The 19,852-nt window shown below is 67.0% G+C and carries 22 protein-coding genes; 11 read left to right on the forward strand and 11 right to left on the reverse strand.

Features of this window, described 5'->3' with window-relative positions; genetic code table 11:
- The first annotated feature begins 273 nt into the window (after positions 1-273).
- Both ACQ859_RS25095 and ACQ859_RS25100 read left to right on the forward strand, forming a co-directional pair.
- Positions 274-1,725: a SulP family inorganic anion transporter gene (locus ACQ859_RS25095; protein ID WP_431263249.1), complete on the forward strand. Its 1,452-nt coding sequence runs from the start codon at positions 274-276 to the stop codon at positions 1,723-1,725.
- A gap of 123 nt (positions 1,726-1,848) precedes the next feature.
- The gene (locus ACQ859_RS25100) at positions 1,849-2,358 is read left to right on the forward strand and encodes an OmpH family outer membrane protein (RefSeq protein WP_431263250.1); all 510 of its coding nucleotides are present in this window, start codon (positions 1,849-1,851) and stop codon (positions 2,356-2,358) included.
- 18 nt (positions 2,359-2,376) lie between these two features.
- Here ACQ859_RS25100 and ACQ859_RS25105 read toward each other — a convergent pair whose 3' ends face one another.
- Positions 2,377-4,518, reverse strand: a complete 2,142-nt coding sequence (locus ACQ859_RS25105; protein WP_431263251.1) for an acyl-CoA dehydrogenase — start codon at positions 4,516-4,518, stop codon at positions 2,377-2,379.
- A gap of 157 nt (positions 4,519-4,675) precedes the next feature.
- Here ACQ859_RS25105 and ACQ859_RS25110 point away from each other — a divergent pair, with 157 nt between their 5' ends.
- The gene (locus tag ACQ859_RS25110) at positions 4,676-5,467 is read left to right on the forward strand and encodes a hypothetical protein (RefSeq protein ID WP_431263252.1); all 792 of its coding nucleotides are present in this window, start codon (positions 4,676-4,678) and stop codon (positions 5,465-5,467) included.
- Between the two features lie 24 nt (positions 5,468-5,491).
- Here ACQ859_RS25110 and ACQ859_RS25115 read toward each other — a convergent pair whose 3' ends face one another.
- Entirely contained in the window at positions 5,492-5,749 is a 258-nt protein-coding gene (locus ACQ859_RS25115) for a hypothetical protein (protein ID WP_431263253.1), read from the reverse strand.
- Positions 5,750-6,126: 377 nt separating this feature from the next.
- Between ACQ859_RS25115 and ACQ859_RS25120 the strand changes: the two genes are divergently transcribed.
- From ACQ859_RS25120 to ACQ859_RS25135, 4 genes are read left to right on the forward strand one after another with little or no spacing between them, the layout of a single operon-like run.
- Positions 6,127-7,941, forward strand: a complete 1,815-nt coding sequence (locus ACQ859_RS25120) for a GMC family oxidoreductase (RefSeq protein ID WP_431263254.1) — start codon at positions 6,127-6,129, stop codon at positions 7,939-7,941.
- 1 nt (position 7,942) lies between these two features.
- Positions 7,943-8,569: a gluconate 2-dehydrogenase subunit 3 family protein gene (locus ACQ859_RS25125; protein ID WP_431263255.1), complete on the forward strand. Its 627-nt coding sequence runs from the start codon at positions 7,943-7,945 to the stop codon at positions 8,567-8,569.
- Positions 8,569-9,237: a 3-keto-disaccharide hydrolase gene (locus ACQ859_RS25130; RefSeq protein WP_431263256.1), complete on the forward strand. Its 669-nt coding sequence runs from the start codon at positions 8,569-8,571 to the stop codon at positions 9,235-9,237. Before ACQ859_RS25125 ends, ACQ859_RS25130 begins: the two co-directional genes overlap by 1 nt.
- Before the next feature lie 52 nt (positions 9,238-9,289).
- On the forward strand, positions 9,290-9,640 hold the full coding sequence (locus tag ACQ859_RS25135; protein ID WP_431263257.1) for a hypothetical protein: 351 nt from the start codon (positions 9,290-9,292) through the stop codon (positions 9,638-9,640).
- 99 nt (positions 9,641-9,739) lie between these two features.
- Here the strand turns inward: ACQ859_RS25135 and ACQ859_RS25140 are convergent, their stop codons facing one another.
- Complete coding sequence (locus ACQ859_RS25140) at positions 9,740-10,243, reverse strand: hypothetical protein (protein WP_431263258.1); 504 nt, start codon at positions 10,241-10,243, stop codon at positions 9,740-9,742.
- 126 nt (positions 10,244-10,369) lie between these two features.
- On the reverse strand, positions 10,370-10,807 hold the full coding sequence (locus ACQ859_RS25145) for a hypothetical protein (RefSeq protein ID WP_431263259.1): 438 nt from the start codon (positions 10,805-10,807) through the stop codon (positions 10,370-10,372).
- Positions 10,808-10,889: 82 nt separating this feature from the next.
- On the opposite strand from ACQ859_RS25145, the gene ACQ859_RS25150 reads away from it, so the two are divergent.
- Complete coding sequence (locus ACQ859_RS25150; RefSeq protein WP_431263260.1) at positions 10,890-11,378, forward strand: hypothetical protein; 489 nt, start codon at positions 10,890-10,892, stop codon at positions 11,376-11,378.
- A 174-nt stretch (positions 11,379-11,552) separates the two neighbouring features.
- Here ACQ859_RS25150 and ACQ859_RS25155 read toward each other — a convergent pair whose 3' ends face one another.
- Both ACQ859_RS25155 and ACQ859_RS25160 read right to left on the reverse strand, forming a co-directional pair.
- Positions 11,553-11,876 (reverse strand): hypothetical protein, encoded by a 324-nt coding sequence (locus tag ACQ859_RS25155; RefSeq protein WP_431263261.1) that lies wholly within the window; start codon positions 11,874-11,876, stop codon positions 11,553-11,555.
- Between the two features lie 18 nt (positions 11,877-11,894).
- Positions 11,895-12,497 (reverse strand): TlpA family protein disulfide reductase, encoded by a 603-nt coding sequence (locus ACQ859_RS25160; protein ID WP_431263262.1) that lies wholly within the window; start codon positions 12,495-12,497, stop codon positions 11,895-11,897.
- Between the two features lie 35 nt (positions 12,498-12,532).
- Between ACQ859_RS25160 and ACQ859_RS25165 the strand changes: the two genes are divergently transcribed.
- From ACQ859_RS25165 to ACQ859_RS25175, 3 genes are read left to right on the forward strand one after another with little or no spacing between them, the layout of a single operon-like run.
- Positions 12,533-14,161: a HEAT repeat domain-containing protein gene (locus ACQ859_RS25165; protein ID WP_431263263.1), complete on the forward strand. Its 1,629-nt coding sequence runs from the start codon at positions 12,533-12,535 to the stop codon at positions 14,159-14,161.
- Between the two features lie 30 nt (positions 14,162-14,191).
- Entirely contained in the window at positions 14,192-14,494 is a 303-nt protein-coding gene (locus tag ACQ859_RS25170) for a hypothetical protein (RefSeq protein ID WP_431263264.1), read from the forward strand.
- 18 nt (positions 14,495-14,512) lie between these two features.
- Positions 14,513-15,019, forward strand: a complete 507-nt coding sequence (locus tag ACQ859_RS25175; protein WP_431263265.1) for a nuclear transport factor 2 family protein — start codon at positions 14,513-14,515, stop codon at positions 15,017-15,019.
- 12 nt (positions 15,020-15,031) lie between these two features.
- Here the strand turns inward: ACQ859_RS25175 and ACQ859_RS25180 are convergent, their stop codons facing one another.
- The 5 genes from ACQ859_RS25180 to ACQ859_RS25200 form a co-directional block, all read right to left on the reverse strand.
- The gene (locus ACQ859_RS25180; RefSeq protein ID WP_431263266.1) at positions 15,032-15,430 is read right to left on the reverse strand and encodes a hypothetical protein; all 399 of its coding nucleotides are present in this window, start codon (positions 15,428-15,430) and stop codon (positions 15,032-15,034) included.
- Positions 15,431-15,562: 132 nt separating this feature from the next.
- Positions 15,563-17,158, reverse strand: a complete 1,596-nt coding sequence (locus tag ACQ859_RS25185; RefSeq protein ID WP_431263267.1) for a chitinase — start codon at positions 17,156-17,158, stop codon at positions 15,563-15,565.
- 1,309 nt (positions 17,159-18,467) lie between these two features.
- Positions 18,468-18,692, reverse strand: a complete 225-nt coding sequence (locus ACQ859_RS25190) for a hypothetical protein (protein ID WP_431263268.1) — start codon at positions 18,690-18,692, stop codon at positions 18,468-18,470.
- Positions 18,689-19,153 carry a hypothetical protein gene (locus ACQ859_RS25195; protein WP_431263269.1) on the reverse strand — a complete coding sequence of 155 codons (465 nt, stop codon included), beginning with the start codon at positions 19,151-19,153 and terminating at the stop codon, positions 18,689-18,691. The genes ACQ859_RS25190 and ACQ859_RS25195 overlap by 4 nt, the downstream gene beginning before the upstream one ends.
- Positions 19,154-19,367: 214 nt before the next feature.
- Positions 19,368-19,841: a hypothetical protein gene (locus ACQ859_RS25200; protein ID WP_431263270.1), complete on the reverse strand. Its 474-nt coding sequence runs from the start codon at positions 19,839-19,841 to the stop codon at positions 19,368-19,370.
- Between the last annotated feature and the right edge of the window lie 11 nt (positions 19,842-19,852).

A 19,852-nucleotide genomic window follows, 5' to 3' on the forward strand; every position in this document is an offset into this window, starting at 1 on the left:
GCGCGCCCTCCGACCTCTAGAATCCGACGATGTTTTCTTGCGTCCCGCGTCGCCGCCCCAGCTCCCTCGAGGGGAGCTGCCCGGATGTCGCGCGCCTGCGCAGCTTCACCCGCCATCGCGCCGCCCGGATCTCCCAGAGCCGCCAATCCGGTTGCTCGCGCCTGACGCCGCCGTAGCAAGCCCTGCCCCCGCAGTCCCGGGTTCGAAGCGTCGCCGCTTCGACCTCGGAGGTCCACGCTTGTTCCAGATCCCGCACGCGGGATCCATACCGCCATGTCCCGACATCCCCACCCCTTCCGCGCCGAGTGGGCGCCCAGCATTCCGCGCGAGCTCATGGCCGGCGCGGTCGCGACCTTCGCCCTGATCCCCGAGGTCATCGCCTTCTCGTTCGTCGCCGGCGTCGATCCCGCGGTCGGCCTGTTCGCATCCTTCGTCATCAGCCTCGTCATCGCCTTCACCGGCGGGCGGCCCGCCATGGTGTCCGCCGCGGCGGGCTCCGTCGCGCTCGTCGCCGCCCCGCTGGTCCACACCCACGGCGTGCAGTACCTCTTCGCCGCCGGTCTCCTGGCGGGTGTGGTGCAGATCCTGTTCGGCTGGCTCCGGCTCGGCGTGCTGATGCGCTATGTCTCCGGCTCGGTGCGGACAGGCTTCGTCAACGCCCTGGCCATCCTGATCTTCTCGGCCCAGATGCCCCACCTGATCGGCGCGAACGCGGCCACCTGGGCCATGGTCGGCGCCGGTCTCGTGATCATCTACGGGCTGCCCCGGCTGACCACCGCCGTCCCTTCCCCGCTGATCTGCATCGTGGTGCTCACGCTCGCGGCGAACTGGCTCCAGCTGCCGCTGAAGACGGTCGCGGACCTCGGCCACCTGCCGGACGGCCTGCCGAGTTTCGGATGGCCGCAGGTGCCGTTCTCGCTCGAGACCCTGCGGCTGATCGCGCTCCCCGCCCTCGCGATCGCCATGGTGGGCCTGCTGGAGTCGATGATGACGGCCAGCGTCGTCGACGACCTCACCGACACGCCGAGCTCGAAGAACCGCGAGTGCGCCGGCCTCGGCGCGGCCAACATCGGGGCCGGCCTCTTCGGTGGCATCGCCGGCTGCGGCATGATCGGCCAGACCGTCAGCAACGTCCGCTACGGCGGCCGAGGGCGGCTCTCGACGCTGTTCGCCGGCGCCTTCCTGCTCGTGCTGATGGTGCTGCTCAAGCCGTGGGTGTCGCAGGTACCGGTGGCGGCGCTGGTGGCCATCATGGTGATGGTCTCCGCGTCGACCTTCGACTGGGGATCGGCCCGCGCGCTGCTGAAGCATCCGAAGCTGTCCAGCGCGGTGATGGTCGCCACCGTCGCGGTGACCGTGTCGACGGACAACCTGGCTGCCGGCGTCGCGGTGGGCGTGCTGCTCAGCGGCGTGTTCTTCACCGCCAAGGTCGCGCGCCTGCTGGACGTGACGAAGTCCGGCGACGAGGTGCTGACCTATCGCGTCAACGGCCAGGTGTTCTTCGCCTCCGCCGACCTGCTGGTCGATGCCTTCGACGTGCGCGACATCGAGGGCAAGCCCGTCCGCATCGATCTGGGCGGCGCGCACTTGTGGGACATCACCGCGGTGAACGCGCTGGACAAGGTCTGCCAGCGCTTGCGCCGGCACGGCAGCACGGTGGAGGTCGTCGGCATGAATGCGCACAGCCGCGCGCTGATCTCTAAGCTGGACCTGGGGATCGAGTAGCCGACGGCCGCCGCGGACCGTCGCCATCCTGCGCCCCATGGCTTCTTAACGCGCCATCCGCTACCCTGCACGCCGCATGCCAGGACGCCGGTTCCCGGTACCGGTCGACGCAGGGAGATGATGATGAACAGACTCGGACGGTCGCTTGCCGGCGCCGTGCTCCTGTGGGGGAGCGTGTGCGGCGTCCAGGCCCAGCAGCTCAAGGTCGGGTACGTCGACGTGCAGAAGGTCATCAACGACAGCGCGCCCGGCAAGGCGGCCCAGGTCCAGCTGCAGGAAGAGTTCAGCAGGCGCCAGAAGAATCTCCAGGATCTCGAGAGCAGCTGGAACGCCGCCACCGCGCAACTGGAGAAGGACGCCCCCACGCTGTCCGAACTGGACCGCGTCCGCCGCGGCAGGGACGTCGCGGACCAGGGGCGCGCGCTGGACCGCGCGAAGCGGGAATTCGACGGCGATCTCGAGTACCGCAAGGCCCAGGAATACGCGACCTTGAAGGAGCGCGTGGAGCGCGCGATCAAGGCCGTCGCGCAGGAGCGCAAGATCGACCTGATCTTCGTGGAGCACGTGGCCTTCGCCAAGGAGAGCACCGACCTCTCGGCGCTCGTCATCGACGCGGTGAACGCGCAGCGCTGATCGCGAGGCGCGCCGCGTTCAGGGTTCCGGCCGGTCCTCGTCGACGCGGATCACCTGTTCCGCCGCCCGCAGGTAGGTCAGCGCCGCGGCGGGATCGCGTGAGCCGCGCGCGACCTCCTCCAGCGAGCCTGAACGGCGCAGCGCCTTGTTGAGCTCCGGCACCTCGTCACCCAATGCGCGCGCCGCGTCGAGCGCGTTCATCAGGTCGAGCAATCCGCCGAGCTTCGGGCGCGAGACGTCGGGACACAGGCGGCTCACCAGCGCCGGCTGCGTGCGCAGCGCATCGGCCAGCGCGATGGCCTCGCGGTCGCGCAGCGGGGCGAGATGGCTGGTGCCGTGCAGCAGCATCGGCGCCATCGCGCGCAGGAAGCCCGACGGCAGGTTGGCGTAGAGATCACGCAGCAGCGTCGCGGCCTCGTGCAGCTGCAGGCGGATCGCCGCGCGCGCCACCGGCCGCATCGCCGGGTCGTTCTCGACCTGATAGCGCCACACGCAGGCGGCTGCGAGGTAAAGCGCGGCGAGCACGTCGCCCAGGCGTGCCGAGAGCAGCTCCATGCGCTTGAGCTTGCCGCCCAGCAGTCCCATGGCAAGGTCGGCCGTGAGCGCGTAACGGGCCGACAGCGACGCGATGAGCTTGGCTTCCGCCCGCAGGTCGTCCGGGGGATTCCCGCGCAGCGGCGCCCCCGCAAGACTGCGCCAGAGGTTGCGCATCACATGGCCCACATGCCCGGCGAGTGCGCGTCCCAGCCGCTCCGGGTCCTGCGCCTGCACGGCCTGCATTTCCTCCAGTACGAAGGGATGGCAGCGGGTCGCCCCCTGGCCGAAGATGATCAGCGCTCGCGACAGCAGGTTGGCGCCTTCCACCGTGATGGCGATGGGCGCGTGGCGGTAGGCCACGCCCAGCAGGTTGCGGGGTCCGGAGATGATCCCCTTGCCCCCGAGCACGTCCATGCCGTCGTTGACCGCGCGGCGGCCGGCCTCGGTGAGCTGCACCTTGAGGATCGCGCTGGCGACGCTGGGCTGCTCGCCGGCGTCGAGCGCCGCGGCGGTGTAGCGGCGCGCGGCGTCGCTGGCGTAGAGCCGCGCGGCCATCTGCGCGGTGATGCCCGCGATCGCGTGGAAACGTCCGATGGGCAGGCCGAACTGCTCGCGCACCTGGCCGTAGCCGTTGACGACGAACAGGGCGGTCTGCTGCATCGCCGCGCCCAGCGCCGGCAGCGAGATGGCGCGGCCGGCGGCCAGGCATTCCATCAGCATGCGCCAGCCCTGGCCGACGCGCTCCTCGCCGCCGATCACCCAGTCCATCGGCACGAAGACGTCCTCGCCGCGGATCGGTCCGTTCATGAAGGCCGAGTCCATCGGACGATGGCGGTGGCCGATCTCCATGCCCGGCGTGGGCACCGGCAGCAGCGCGCAGGTGATGCCGAGCGCCTGCTGGCCCTCGGGGCGCGACGGGTCGACCGCCTGGAAGGCCAGGCCCACCACGCTCGCCACAGGCGCGAGGGTGATGTAGCGCTTGTCGAAGCGCACGCTGAAGCCGCGCACCGTCTTCCCGTCGATGACGCGTTCGGTGAGCACGCCGCGGTCGGGGATGGACGCGGCGTCCGACCCGGCGTACGGCGAGGTGAGCCCGAAGCACGGCAGCTCGCGGCCGTCGGCCAGGCGCGGCAGGTAATGCTGTTGCTGGGCCGGCGTACCGTAGCGCAGCAGCAGTTCGGCCGGGCCCAGCGAGTTGGGCACCATCACCGTCACCGCGCAGGCGGTGTTGACGGTCGCGATGCGGGTCACCACCTCGGCATGCGCGTAGTGGCCGAAGCCCAGGCCGCCATGTTCCTTCGGGATGATCATCCCGAAGAAGCGGTGCTCGCGCAGGTACTGCCAGACCTCGGGCGGCAGGTCGCCGGCCTGGTCGATGGCATGGTCGTCGAGCATGCCGATGAGCGTGGTCACCTCGTGGTCGAGGAAGCGGCGCTCCTCGTCGGTGAGGCGGTTCGGGCCCTGCGCGATCAGCGCGTCGAAGTCGGGCCGGCCGGCGAAGAGCTGGCCCTCGAAACCGACCGTGCCGGCCTCGAGGGCCGCCCGTTCGGTGTCGCCCATCGCGGGCAGGGCCTTGGAGAACGGCGTCATCGCCAGACGCCCGAGGAGTCGATGAAATCCCATGGGATGAGCCTAGGTCCGCGCGCCTGCCGGCGGCGTCGGCCTGCGACGCAGGTGCGCGTAGGACGCCAGGCCATGACACCTTTCACGCCGCATCCTCCGAACGCGGCGACGGCCCATCCGACAATCCCGGATCGACGACGACCAGACGGCAACGACCATGACAACCAGGCAATCCCACGACGACGGCACCGGGTCCGACACCACGCGCCGACGCGGCTGGCTGCAGCGCATCGGCGCACTGTTCGGCCTCTCGTCCAACGCCGCCGCCGGCAGCGCGCCGGACGCGGACGACGGCGCGGCCGCCGCCGCGCCGATGGATCCGCTCGTCGAGCCGGGTCCGCCGCAGGTGGACCGCGGACGGCTCCTCGACGAGACCCGCGCCCAGCACGCCGCGCTCGTCCAGCGCATGGACGCAGTCGCGCTGGAGGCGCTCAAGGGCACCTCGCCGCCGTGGATGCAGTCCTCCGACGCGCTCCATCAGGTGCTGGTGCAGCAGGAACTGCTGCTGACGAAGGGGCGCATCGTCTGGGCCGGGCTGGTCCAGGCCAACCGGATCCTGTTCTCGCCGGGCGACGTCGACAGCGCCGCGGGCATCGTGCATTCGGACGACCCCTACTTCGATGACCACCCGCTGGAGATGCACCGCATCGCCCAGACCTACTACTCGTTCAAGAACACCGAGCCCACCGATCCGGCGCTGAAGGAGATGGCACGCCGCGTCACCGACGAGCGGACCCGGCAGATGGGAACGGTCGCCGACGGCGTGTTCTCGCACCGGCCGCTGCGGGACTCGACCATCGTCGTCTTCCGCCGGCACCTGCCCACGGGCGTCCTCCTGCACGGCCTGCTGCCGCTGCTCACCCACCCGTCGACGCCGGCCGTCATGATCCTGCCCGAAGCGTTCTGGCCCGAGGAGATGGTGCAGCTCTGGAAAGCGCAGATCCTCTGACGCCGGATCAGGGCAGCCGACACATCAGGCTGGGGCGTGCCACAGGATCCACATGCCCGCGTCGACGATCACCCCCGAAGCCAGGACCAGCGCGCCAGCGGACGTCGGCTTCCACAGCAGCGAGAGCGTTCCCACCAGGATGTTCAGCGCGCCCGCCATCAGGGCCGCCAGGACCAAGGCCGCGGCGACCTGGATCGGCTGCGCCATCACAACGCCCTGCGCGTGCGGCACGCCTCGCTGCGAGGTCAGTACCCACAGCAGGCCGGCGACGGCCATCAGCAACCACGGCAGTGCGGCCAGCAGAGGGAGCCAGATCCCACGGGTCCCGCCGCGCCCGCGTGACGGGGCGTTGTCGCTGTCTGTGGAAGCGCCGCTTGCGCTGAACTCTGGAAATGACTCTGCAGCCACGGCTGACCTTCCAAAACACCGGGCAAGCATAGCCACGTTGCTCGACTCCCGCCTCACACACCGGCCCTTCGGAAGCTTGGGGAGGTGTCGCCATCCTCTGCGCGAAAGGGTCAGTCCTTGCAATCGGGGCTTCCGGCATCTCCGGCCTCGACGGGAATCGTAATCGCACGCCGCTGCCGGGCCGTCCTCCGACTCCCCGGAAGGTCCTCGCCCGCGGTGGCAAACTGCGCCGACTTCCCCAAGGAGGGCGCATGGGTTTTGTAACGACGCGCACCATGGCGCGCGACTACGACGTCATCGTCGTCGGCTCGGGCGCCGGCGGCGGCCAGACGGCCTACACACTCGCGCTGGAAGGCGTGAAGGTGCTGATGCTGGAGGCCGGCCGGTACTACGACTTCCGCACCGAGACGCCGATGTTCCAGGCCTCGCACGACGCGCCGCTGCGCGGCGCCGGCACGCCGGACAAGGCCTTCGGCTTCTACGACGCGACCGTGGACGGCGGCTGGCAGGTGCCGGGCGAGCCCTACACGCAGGCCTCCGACAACGAGGAACAGCGCTTCGAGTGGTGGCGCGCCCGCATGCTGGGCGGCCGCACCAACCACTGGGGCCGCATCTCGCTGCGCAACGGGCCCTACGACTTCAAGCCGCACACCCGCGACGGCCTGGGCTTCGACTGGCCGATCGACTATGCGGAGCTGGCGCCCTACTACGACAAGGTCGAGATGCTGGTGGGCATCTACGGCACCAACGAGGGCCTGGAGAACACGCCCGACTCGCCCGAGGGCTGCCTGCTGCCCGCGCCCGCCGCCCGCGTGGGGGAACGCCTGGTCGCGCAGCGCGCCGGCAAGCTGGGTATCCCGGTGGTGCCCATCCACCGCGCGGTGCTGACCGCCAAGCTCGACGACGCCCGCATCCCCGCGCTGCTGCATCCCGGCAACCCGCGCGCGCAGGCGCTGGTCGCGCAGTCCATGCGCGAGCGCGCCGCCTGCTTCTGGGCCACGCCGTGCTCGCGCGGCTGCTCCATCGGCGCGACCTACCAGAGCCCCGCGGTGCATCTGCCGCCGGCGCTCGCCAGCGGCCATCTCGACGTGCTGTGCGACGCGATGGTCTACGAGGTCACGACGAAGGACGGCAAGGCCAGCGGCGTGCGCTTCGTCGACCGCAAGACCGGCAAGCACATCGAGGCCAAGGCGCGTGCGGTGGTGCTCTCCGCCAGCGCCTGCGAGTCGGCGCGCATCCTGCTGAACAGCAGGACCAGCGCCTACCCGCAGGGCCTGGCCAACAGCAGCGGCAAGGTCGGCAAGTACGTGATGGACACCGTCGGCAGCGACCTGTCCGGCCAGGTGCCGCTGCTGGAGAACCTGCCGCCGCACAACGAGGACGGCGCCGGCGGCTCCCACATGTACGCGCCCTGGTGGCTGTACGGCCAGCAGGGCAAGGACTGGGCGACGAAGGGCCTGGGCTTCGCCCGCGGTTATCACATCGAGCTGGGCACCGGCCGCCGCATGCCCGGCAGCGGCACCGGCGCGGGCCTGGAGTGGCTGACGAAGGGCAGCTACGGCGCGAAGTTCAAGCAGGACGTGCGCCGCACCTTCGGTTCCTTCGTCTACTTCGCCGGCCGCGGCGAGATGATCCCCAACGAGCAGTCGTTCTGCGAGATCGACCCGACGACCAAGGACCGCTTCGGCATTCCCGTGCTGCGCTTCCACTGGCAGTGGTCCGAGCACGAGTCCCGCCAGGCCGCGCACATGCAGAAGACCTTCGCGGCGATCGTCGAAGCCATGGGCGGCAAGGTGCTGGACGGCGGGCCGGAACTGGACGGCCGCAAGGCCATCGCCCCGGGCGGCTACATCATCCACGAGGTCGGCGGCGCCATCATGGGCGCCGACGCCCGGACCTCCGTCACCAACCGCTGGGGCCAGACCTGGGACGTGCCCAACCTGTTCCTGTCCGACGGGGCGCCCTTCGCCTCCAATGCCGACAAGAACCCGACGCTGACCATCATGGCGCTGGCCTGGCGCCAGGCCGACCACATCGTCGACCGCTTCCGCAAGAAGGAGCTCTGACATGGACCGCAGAACGACCCTGCAATGGATGCTGGCCGCCGCCGCGGCGCTCAGCGTCGACGTGTCGGCCGGTGCGACGCCCGCCGGAAAGAAGGGCGGCAAGCCCAAGGGCTACGGCACCGACCCGTTGCTGACGAAGAGCTACAAGAGCGGCGAGCTGTGGCCGCTGACCTTCAACGCCGCGCAGAACCGCACCGCGCAGGCGCTGTGCGGCCTGATCATCCCAGCCGACGACCAGTCGCCCAGCGCCGCGCAGCTGCAGGTGCACCGCTTCATCGATGAATGGATCAGCGCGCCCTACCCCAACCAGGCCAAGGACAAGCCCGTCATCGTGGACGGCCTCGCCTGGCTGGAGGCCGAGAGCGCGAAGCGATTCGGCGGCAGGCGATTCGACCAGCTCGACGTCGCACAGCAATCGCAGATCGCCGACGACATCTGCTGGACCGAGTCCGCCAAGCCCGAGTTCGCCACCGCCGCGCGCTTCTTCAAGCGCTTCCGCGACCTGACCGCCGGCGGTTTCTACACGACGCCCGACGGCATGAAGGACGTCGGCTTCGTCGGCAACATCCCCTCCGTCACCTTCGACGGCCCGCCCCTCAAGGTCCTGCAGATCGTTGGAGTCGCCTGATGCGCCTTGCCCCTGTTGTCGCCGCGGCCTCGGCCGCCCTCGCCCTGTCCGCCACTGCCCACGCCGCCGACATGCCCAACACCCTCACCGCCGAAGAGACCACCGCCGGCTGGCAACTGCTGTTCGACGGCAAGAGCCTCGACCACTGGCGCGCCAGCGACCAGCCCGGCACCTTCAGCGTGAAGGACGGCGCCATCGTCGTCCGCGGCCCGCGCTCGCACCTGTTCTACACGGGGCCGGTGCAGCAGCACGACTTCAGGAACTTCGAGCTGAAGGTCGACGTGATGACCTTCCCCAAGGCCAACTCCGGGGTCTACTTCCACACGAAGTGGCAGGAGGTCGGCTGGCCCGAGCTGGGCTATGAGGTGCAGGTCAACAACTCGCACAGCGACCCCAGCCGCACCGGCGGACTGTGGGGTGTCCAGGACTACATGAAGGTCGTGTCGCCGGACCACCAGTGGTTCACGCTGACGGTGCGCGTCGAAGGCAAGCACGTGACGACCTTCGTCAACAGCGAGAAGACGGCCGACTACACCGAGGAGTCGCCGATCGTCCGCAAGAAGGGCCTGGAGAAGCGCTACATCGCCAGCGGCACGTTCGCGCTGCAGGGGCATGACCCGGAGAGCGAGGCGCATTTCAGGAACATCAAGGTGAAGGTGCTGCCTTGAGCTTGGTGGAGGCACGCTTCAACCAAGCCGCGAGGCTTCATCTCGATCCGGCATGACGAACCCGCTCACAGATCGCGAGCTTGTCGACCTTCTGGTGTCGCTCCCTCAGCACCGGCTGGTGGAGGTTGTCGCGTTGTCGCTGGAACTGCGCAAGGCTGAGGTCGCTCGCCCTGAATGGCAGGAGGCCAAACTCGTGCTTGCCGAGGCTCATCGATTCAATGAGACGTCTGGAACGCCGTCACCCTGGGAACTTCTTGTCCTCGCGAGACCGCAAACTCTCGGCGAGTTCGTCACGGAGGGTAGTGGCCCAAGCGAAGAAGGCAGTTGCTGCGGGTTCACCCTCGTCAGCTATGCCAAGCGCATCCTTTGCCCCGTATGTGGTCAACAGGCCAGTGCCACCTAGCATGGCGGTGGCGCGGTCATTGGCTGCGGTCCCCAGCTCCGACAGAAAAGCGGGTTGCCTTATTCCAGCGGATCAGTCGCTCCGCACACGCGCCTTTTCCTATTGTTTGCCGAGGACCTTGGAACCGGCGCTTTGCGCGAGTTGCGCCACCGCGGCATCCAGCAGCAGCTTCATCTTGTCCTTCGACATGCCGAAGTACTGCGATGACTGGACGTTGGCCAGCAACGGCCCCGCTTGCGCCGAGCAGGACGGATGGTAGATCTTGGCTCCCCAGGTCGGACCATTCTGGTAGTCGTCGCAGACGGCGCTCGTATACATCCTGGTGTCAGGCCATCGCATCAGGCTCAGGCTGAACCATTCGCCATTCTCCAGATTGAATCGGCACCATCCGTTGCCAGACGATGACGGGGCTGAGGACAAGACCTTCGCGCCGGCGATTCTGCTGACGTCGTCATGACGCAGCACACCGCACGCAAGGGCCGAATCGGCCGTCATCGGACTCGCAGGAACACGGTCTTGGGATCGAACGATTGGCTGCGTGCAGCCTTGCATGGCGAGCAAGCCGAGCAAGACGAGCGGGCGAGAAACGATGGATGTCATCACGAACGGTGCGCTCAGTTTGTCTTCGTTGTGCGCTGCGCCTCTAGCCTCGCCTCGATGCCTTCCACCGTGGCGGGGCCGTCCTCGCTGCCGAATTCACCACCGGAGAATGGCTGCTCACGAGACGACCTAGCGACGCGGCAGCGCCAGGACTTCGGCAGCGCTGGTCGCCACATACGCGCGCGCAGGCGCCAGCGAGAAATTCCTGACTTCCAAGCTGCCGCCCAACGCCGGCGACACCAGCGGTGCATATACCTGACCGGCCATGCGGTTCACGCCGTTGGCTGCCAGCAGTTCCGCGAGGTCGGTCATGAACCATGAACGGAAGAACTCCGGGGCTCCAGCGACGCTCGCCTTGTAGCTCTCGAAATCAACGCTCACGCCCAGCAACTGGCCCGACCAGCTATCCAGCAAGAACACCCGGCCAAGCCGATCAACGAGAAAGAGGCTCCCGAAGATCGTTGTGTGCAACAACTCGAACTCGTCGCCCAGAAGCGGCGTCCACGGCGCCATGACGGCGGCGTCATCGTATTCGCTGGGATGCAACAGAACGTCGGAGAGCACCATATGCGGCGATGTGCGTGGTCAATGCCCACCAGTCTAAACATGGAAGCTAGAGTTCACGGCCCCAGGACTTCAAGGACGCTTGATGGAAGGATGTTTTGTCGAATTCGATCCGCTGGACGATGCGCGAGCAGAGCGCGCCATCGACGTCATGAACCACGTGGCGATGCTCAAGCGAAACGGCGTGCTCGACGAGGCATCCATGGCCCTGGAACTGAGCGACGCGGATCGTGCGTTCTTTCGAGTACTCACTCCAGAAGAATGGCACGAGTGGAACGAATTCTGGTTCTCCACGCCCCTGCCGCAACGTCATTCCCCAACCATGCCCAGTCCCGGCTGGGACTTCGCCTCGATGGTGGAGGCCATAGCGGACGCCGAGTTCGACATCACAGGCGTACGCACGGAACGAGACAGCTTCTACCTGACGTTCGAGCCTCAGAGCTACCCTTTCGGTGGGACCGGCTGCCTGGTCGCTCTGCTTGAATGTCTGGGAAACAAGGTCTTATCCGTCAATGACGGGACCGGAGTCGTGCCGTACGTTCAACCCGTCAGATGGGAGCCTCGGAACGGCTGAGAGGCCGACTGGAAACGGCCCTCATGGCAGCGAGCCGCCCCAGTCTGCGTACGCGACGCCCCTGGTGACCTTCTCGGGTGTTTCGTATCTGCAGTGCCCGCGTGATTTCAGCCATGCGATATTTCGTCCAGCTGCGTCCAGTGAGCGAGAAGCGATCGGCCAAATGGTTCCACTTTAGATCTCGAACGCGCCGGAAAACTGCTCCGGCCAGACCACCACGAACTTCCCGCTCCCCTTGAGCTGCTTGACGATCTTTGCCGCGTCCAGCGCGCGACGATGCGTCAGTAGCGCGTGCACCCTGTCGATGGCGGGTCTCCAGGAGCCCTTGGGAATGATGTAGATGTTGAAACGCTCCTGCCCGATGTCGTGACCGTCCACCACGGCAAAGGGGTGGCGCTGCGCGAAAACCCCGACAAGCGCTTGCTCGATCTCCAACAGCGTTTCGAGGTCCCACTGGCCAGTAAGCGGGAATTGGACGATGACTTGATTGCGCGACATGGCGGTATTGGTATCCGCTCAGTTCGTCGCCGATGCCCGCTGCGCCTCGAGCCATGCCTCGATGCCTTCCACCGTGGCGTTGCCATCCTCGCCGCCCAATTGATTCGCCTGGACCGTCGCGATCAATCGCCCTGTCTCGTCGAGCAGCGCGAAGGACGGAAACGCCTGGACATCCAGCTGCTTGAAAAGCAGAGGTCCCGCGTTCGCGGCCACGGGCCATCGCAGTCCGTACTGCTTCACATACCCGGCGGCCTCGGCCACCGAATCCGCAGTGATGGCCAACACGTTGATGTCGCCGCGGCGTCTGCTGATGTCATTGAGCTTGGGCACCTCCCGGATGCAGGGCGCGCAGTGCTTCGTGTAGAAGTTGATCAGCACGCGCTTGCCGAGCAGACGCTTGCCGGCAATGGCCTTGCCGTCGGCGTCGATGAGCCCGTCGAGCGGGAACGGGGCGCCCGCGACGAGTCCGAAATTCGGGAGCGGCTTGTATGTCGGCCGCGACTCGGCGGCGGACGCGAGGATAGTCGCGCCGACAATGAACATGACAGCGGCAATCGCGGCGATATGTCTTTTCATCATGCCGCCAACTGTACGGCGGAGCGCACATGGGTTCGCAGCCATCAGAGGCCGACATCTTCGGCGGCAGAATCCCGGCCATGAATTACAACGAGCCACCGCCCGATGACGCCGAGCTGCCGGGGATCCTCGCCGGCCTGATCGCCAAGGCCGCCAGCGTCGACCTCGGCACCCGGCGGGACGTCTTCGAGCAGCTGTATGAACTCGCCTACAAGGTCCAGGAGAAGGCCTCGGCAGCCGTACCGGCCTTGATCGACGGCTTGCTGGATCCCGACACTGAGATCGGCGAGAACGCCAAGTGGGCGCTCCGCTACTGCGCACCGGACAGCATCGGTCCGCTGGTGGAGTGCCTCGCCCACCCGCGTCCTTTCGTCCGGGAACGGGCCGCACACGCGCTGGGCGACATCGGGGAGGACGCCTGCCACGCGGCATCCTCCCGCCTCCGGTCGCTGCTCGCCGACACCGAGGACGCCGTGCGCCAACGCGCCGCGTGGGCCCTGGGCCTGATGCACGACACGAGTGACCGGACGGTGGCGCTCCTCGCCGACATGGCCGGCAAGGAATCGCCCGCCGACGCCGGCGCCGCGCTTCATGCCCTGGGCAACATCGGCAAGTCGGCCGGTGCCGCCGCGCTCTCGTCCCATCGATCGCTGGTGCTGGCGGCGCTGGACCGGCCGACGCCCAACGTCCGCCGATGGGCGCTGTATGCGGCCGAATGGGTGGGCCTCGAGTCGCAGGCCTGGGCGGATGTCCTGGTCGACATCCTGCGGCGGGACGACGCGAGCGAGGTGCGCCTCGAGGCCCTGTCGACCCTCAAGGAACTCGCGCCGTCGGTCGATCTGTCCGCCGCGGTGCCGGCGCTGATCGCGCGACTCGCGGAGCCCGGGCAGGAGGCGTCGCGCTCGTGCGAGGTCCTCGGGGAGATGCGCCCCCGGCCTGCAGCAGCCGTTCCTGCCCTGCGCGAGGCCTTGATGAACGATGACCTCGTGCGTCCGGCCGGGCAGGCCCTGTGGCGCATCGAGCGGCAGGCCGAGGCGCTCATCCCCGCGATGCGACGCGTGTTCGACGAGGACGGCGAGAGCATCTGCGACCTGATCTGCGAGATCGGACCGGCTGCCTCGCCGCTGATTCCCGACGTGATCAAGGCGCTGGGCGAGGAGAACTGGGACCTCCAATGGGCCGCCGCGGACGCGTTGCGGGCGATGGCGTCGTCCGATCCGATGGTGATGCCGCCGCTGATGCAGGCGCTGAGCCATCCGAGCCCCATCGTGCGGTCCGCGTCGGCCCGCGCCCTGGCCGCCATCGGCGCGGCGGCGATCGAGCCGCTGCGCGCGCTGCTCAATGACACCTCGGCGCCTCACGGCGTCTGGGCCGCCTATGCGCTCGGCGAGATGGGTCCTGCAGCGGTAGCGGCGATGGACGACCTGCGCCCGGGGATGCGCGCGGGCGCCGAGCCGCGCGCCAGCTGCTGCGCGATCGCGATGGTCCGCATTGCCGCGGACGCCGAAGCGGTGTCGTCCCTGATCGCGATGCTGCGCCGCGGTGATCAGTCGGCGCCGCGTCAGGCCGCGATCAAGGCGCTCGGTGAACTGGGGCCGATGGCGATGGCCGCCGCCGGCGTCCTGGAGGCACTCGTCGATGACGAGGACTATGAAGTGGCCGACGAGGCCGCACAGGCGCTCATCGTGATTCGCGGATCGCCGCAGTGAGCAAGACCGATGCAGGAGGAGCGACTCGACATGTGGACACCGATTAGCGCCGAGGAACTGGCGGACCTGGTTCAGGCCGAACTGCGGCAATGCACGCCTGCGCAGGCAGAGGCTTTCTCAAATCATCGAGTGCCCTTCTACCAGGTGCCGATTCCACGAGGCGATGCGACGGAGTCGGTGTTCGTCATCGCTCATCTGCAGGGCAAGGTCCTGTACTACGAGGACGTCGAGGACGGCTTCGAGTTGTCGGCGCTGTCGCCCGAGGGAGCGATCGCCTCGCCGGGCTACAACCAATTCGAACTCCGACATGTACTCTCGCAGCTCGGGTTCTGATTGCACCGGAGACTCACCATGACCAGACTGATCCGCGCACTCGCCCTTGCCATCGCGTTCTGTGGCGAGGCACCTGCGCAGACCGTTCATCCAAGCATTCCGGATGCGGCGTTGCCGGCGCTCATCGCCGGGCTGGACCAGAAGCATTTCGACGCGTTCAACAGCTGCGATACGCAGACGCTGGAGGAGCTCTACGCGCCGGACGTCGAGTTCTTCCACGATCTCAACGGCCGCATCCTGAATCGCGAGCAGTTCATCCAGGCGGTCAGGAAGAACATCTGCGGGAAGGTCCAGCGACGCGTCATTCCGGGGACGATGGAGGTCTATCCGATGGCAAAGATCGGAGCCCTCCAGATGGGCCAACACTGCTTTGCCCTGGCGGACAAGCCGGACTGCATTCAGCAAGGTCGCTACACCATTCTCTGGCGCTTCGACGGCACGACCTGGCAGATCGGGAAGGTGTTCAGCTATGACCACCGGCCCATCAAGGAGCAGGAGGCGGGCGCGTTGATCGGCGGGCGTTGAAGCCCTGCGGATTCAGGACTCGTCCACTTGATACCAGGGCGTCCTGCTGCGCGGCGAGCGGAGTTCCTGCGTCGCTCGCGTGATCAGCACGCCGTAGACGGCGATGTTGGCGAACGGGACGAAGAGCCCGACGACGGCAAGCGCCGTCAGGGCGAATCCGAGCTCGAGGGCCCGACAGACCTTCACGATGCCCGTGATGGCCGCGGCCATGGTCGCAGCGCCGACCAGCAACGCGAGGCCGCCCGGTCCGGTCCGGCGCATCACCGCGCAGGCAATGAATCCGACGATGGAGGCGACGAGCAGCCGCCGGCCTGTCTTCACGCGCTGACGTCTTGATGCGTTCGATGACGCTTGAGCGGCCGTATCGGTGACGATGGCGCCCGGCGGCGCGTAGGGATTGGTGTCTGTCATGGCGGCCGCATCCTGCCATCCCCGCGCCGATGCGGATAGCGGGCAAGTCCTGGCCCTGCCGAGCGATCTGGCGGGCGCGGCCGGACCGGGTGGGTCGCGTGAACATCACGCGGCGCACCCGGTCAGTCGCGATCAGGGCAGCGTGTTGAGCGACTTCCTCACGTCGGTCGAGAACGTCTTCCCGTCATGGCGATCCCAGTTGATCGACCACGTCATCACGCCCCGGAACGTCGGATAGGCCTGCACCGGCTTGATCGCGCCGCATTGCTGCAGTCGCGTCAGGCAGTTCAGCGCCGCCGTGATGGTGGCGGTGCTCGCCAGGCCGCTGTTGGCCGACGACGGGCCCGACGGCAGGCCGAACGCGACCTGGTCCGGACGCAGACCGCGGAACACGTACGACCCGGTGCCGTTGTTGGTCGTGAAGCCCTCGATCAGCATGCGGCTGGTGGCCACGAGCATGTCGGCGCTGCCCTCGGCCAGGCCCTGCGTTGCATACGGCGTGTAGACGGCGCCGTTGTTGTAGTACTGGACGTGGAGCACGTTCAGCTCGTCGCGCAGGCCGTCGATGATCGGCAGGTAGGCGCCCCAGATGCCGCTGAACGCGACGAAGCCGCCCTGGACGTACGGATGCTCTGGCGCCATCGACAGGTAGAAGCCGCTGCCGATGCGCTGCTTCAGCTGCTTCACCGCGGTGACCAGGTTGGTCTGCACCGGCGCGCCCGAGGTCACGCCGGCACCGCTCTCCAGGTCGATGTCGATGCCGTCGAAGCCGTAGCGCCGCATGATGGCCTCGACGCTGTTGACGAAGTTGGTCACCTGCGTCGCGTTGTTGAGCGTCACGGTGCCGTTCTGGCCGCCGAAGGACAGCACGACCTTCTTGCCCTTGGCCCGCGCGGCCGCCACGTCCGCGATGAAGCGGGACTCGCCGCCGGCGCTCGGGTCGAGGTTGAAGGCGATGCTGCCGTTGCCCGCGTCATCCGCGAAGGCGACGACGATCACGTCGTAGTCGGCGGAGACCTCGCTGATCGGGAAGGTCGGGCCGGCCGGGTTGGTGAAGTTATGCCAGTAGCCGATCAGCTGGTGCTTGCCGGGCGCGGGCGCCGGGCCGGGCGACGGGGCCGGCGTGGGCGCGGGGCCAGGCGCGGGAGCGGGTCCCGGCGAGGGGGCGGGCGTGGGCGTCGGGGCCGGCGACGGGGCGGGCGGCGTCGTGCCGCCGTAGACCGTCCACGGCTTGCCGGTGCCGACGGGGCCGCTCTGCGAGGCGGGGTTGTCGCCTTGCGTCCACCAGTTGGCGCGGTAGATCACGCCCTGGTAGCTCACGATCGCGCCGCCCGAGTAGGGGGTGGCGGCGTTCCAGGCGCCCTGCGGCGCGGGGGCCGGAGACGGTGCCGGGGTGGGCGCCGGAGCGGGACTGGGCGACGGGCTCGGCGTGGGGGCCGGCGACGGCGCGGGCGAAGGCGCCGGGCCGCTCGCGGGGCCGACCAGCGTCCACAACGACGCGTTGGTCGGGTTCCAGCCGGTGCTGGCGTAGTCGGTCTGGTTGACGGTGGCGCGGTAGAGCTGGCCGTTGTAGCTGACGACGGTGCCGGCGGTGTAGTAGGTGTCGGGCTTCCAGGCCGCGGCGGTCTGCGCGACCGCATGCAGCGTGAAGGCGGCGGCGCCGAGGGCGACGAGCAGTCGCAGCGGGGCCGAGGTGGATTTGGACGGACGTCGGACGGTGACGGTCATGGCAGTGGTTCCAAGGGGTAAGACCGAAGCGGGTCCCGAGCCCGCACCAAAGCCGCCGGAGGCCAGGTGTGGTCGGGCCAGTCGGCGGATCGCATGGGCGGTGGATCTGAATTGGTATCTTCCAAGTTCAGATTTCTTGTCACCGCTTGAGTACCACTTTCCGAAATATGCTCAGTCCGGCGCAGCGGGTAAACCCGGAGTCATGGTGACAAAGCGTTTGGGGAGGCGCGCGGGCGTGGGGAATGGGAAGGGGCTGGTCACACATTGGCAGCGCGCGCCCGAACTCGACGAGCTCAGGCACATCCGGCGGGACGCCCTGACGAGCGGGCGAGAGGCAAGCGGGGGTCAGTCCTTGCCTTCGGAATTCACCTGCTCTGAGGCAGCCACGGCTGCGACCTCTCGACTCAGAATCGACGCCCTCTTGACCGCCCTCTTCTTCAAGAGCTCAGCCACGTCCGGATGCGGCGCCTTCGGATCCCACATCGCCTCCACGTCGGTCCTTCACTTGAGATGGAAGACGGATTTCGTGTGTGGTGGATGCTTCGAGACACGGACTGAGGGTATGGCGAGCCTCCATGAAGTCGTTCCGCGAAGACGCTCAAACTTGGACTCCATCAAGACGGCGAGCACGCTCATCCGATCCGAGGTCGGCGCCCTGCCCACCTCATAGGCGAACTTTCAACATACCGAAAACGCCGATTCAACTTATGGAATTTGGCGCTGCAAGCCAAGTCGTTGTCGCCAAAGGACTTCTGGCGCGCGATTCAACATATCGCCGAAAGGCGGTTCACTTCCGCGAAGTATTTCGAAGGCCATCCGGCTTTCGAACATGCAGCCCAACGCATCGGTTAGCCGAAACGGGGTTGCCAGTCATCGCAAGGCTTGAGGAGGCTGGAATACGACAGTGTTGATAGCGTTCACGCCGCTGCCGCGCTAGATGACAGCCACCAATGATCCAGCGACCATCAAGGAGGAATGAACATGGCTCAGTTCATCATCAACAAGAATGTGCAGGCTAATGGGGACTACGAGGTTCACAACCTAACGGCAGGTTGCGCGTACATGCCGCTTCCGCAGAACCAGATCGATCTCGGTGAACATTCTTCGTGTTCGGGGGCTGTAGCCGCCGCTAAAAGGCAGTGGCCAAACGATCGGATCAACGGCTGCTTCTACTGCTGCAAGGCATGCCACACGACGTACGCAACCGTCGCGATACCAGCGTGCCATCTAGCGCACGCAGCAAGGAAAAACGAGTGCCACACGCTCCCGCGCGGGCACTCGTTTTCATCGACAGATTACGTCGCGAGCTTTACACGTGAAGATCGCTCAACGGCACGCCTGCTTCCTTCTCAACCTCTAGGTATTGCTCCTTTAGGTAGGAAAGAAACTGCGTCAGGTGAAGGTGATATTCCTCGTAGTCAGCGCGCTCGTGATCGCGAATCGTCTCGCTGCGAAGCAGCCCTTCGTGATAAAGGGCTGCGTCGCGCACAGCTTGCAGCAGCATGGGCGCAAAAGCGTTGGGAATAGTGATCATGCGGCTTCCTTTATCGCATTCTTCGCCAACTCAAGGAGAAGGTGCTTGAACTGCTCCAACGGCATATCGAATGCGGGAGCAATGGTGTAGTGGGTCGCGCCGTAATGCTCGTTGAGAGCGTCGCGCACGATAGCCAGACCATGGGGAAGCACGGTGCCAGCGCCGATTCGATAGTACGACCAATCCTTGCCGGGGGGCACGCCAGGCTTGTCGAAGGTACTGATGCCGCGGGGCGCGCTTCGAACCGAGACCCACTTGGTGCCCTTGCGATCTACGATCGTGATGTCGGGCGGCCTCAAGCGACCATTGGACAAGGTGGTGGGCTGCTCAACGAAATCGAATAGCGCGCCGCCACGGCGAGCGTTCAGCGCCCGCCACAAGTGCACTGGCACACGTCCTTCGAAGTACCGATCCACTTGCCCCTTCGAGATATAGACGTCCTTCAATACGGTGTCGGTCACGCTTGCCTCACATGTTTTCCACGATCCGGCACGGTAAGAACGAAGGGGTCGAGTTGGGAAGTGACCAAGGTCGCGCTGTTCACGCTCGGTTGCAAGGCTGAAGCTTCGTCCGGCGCGCATCACCAATGCAAAACGAGTGCCACACGCTCCCGCGTGGGCACTCGTTTTCTTTTGGCGGTCTGGAGGTAAGGACGCGGTCTAAGCACCGACACCGTCAGCCCGCCTCGATGGAGTTCCTCACTTGGCGGCCATGCTCTTCGATGGCAGCGATCTCGATCACAGCGAAAAAGCTGGCGGCGTCGTGAAGGAGTCCGACGGCAATATGACGGGGATTACCGCGCTCGCGACTGCTCATCGAAACGTCGACTTCCTGGAGAAACGAAGTCGCTTGCGTGAGGCGGTCGCGCAAGCTGGCGATAGCGGTGCGGACGGTGATGTTCTGATCGAACACGAGCGGATGCTTGTAAAAGCCGCCGTCTTCCGCCATCCCATAGTGATAGGGATTACCGGCGGCGACATTGAGCTGTTCCAACGTGCGGTCGGAATTCATCACAAGGGGCTGACGATCGAGGAACGGGACCTCGCGCGCGGCGGGACCAGGATCCAACTCGATATGTTCGAGGGCGAGAGATTCAGAGAGACGGGAATTGCTGTCGGCGACGTTGAAGATGAAGCTGGTAGTAAGCATGGAAGTCCTTA

Source organism: Roseateles chitinivorans (genome assembly GCF_050632235.1).
Classification (GTDB): Bacteria; Pseudomonadota; Gammaproteobacteria; order Burkholderiales; family Burkholderiaceae_C; genus Roseateles; species Roseateles chitinivorans_A.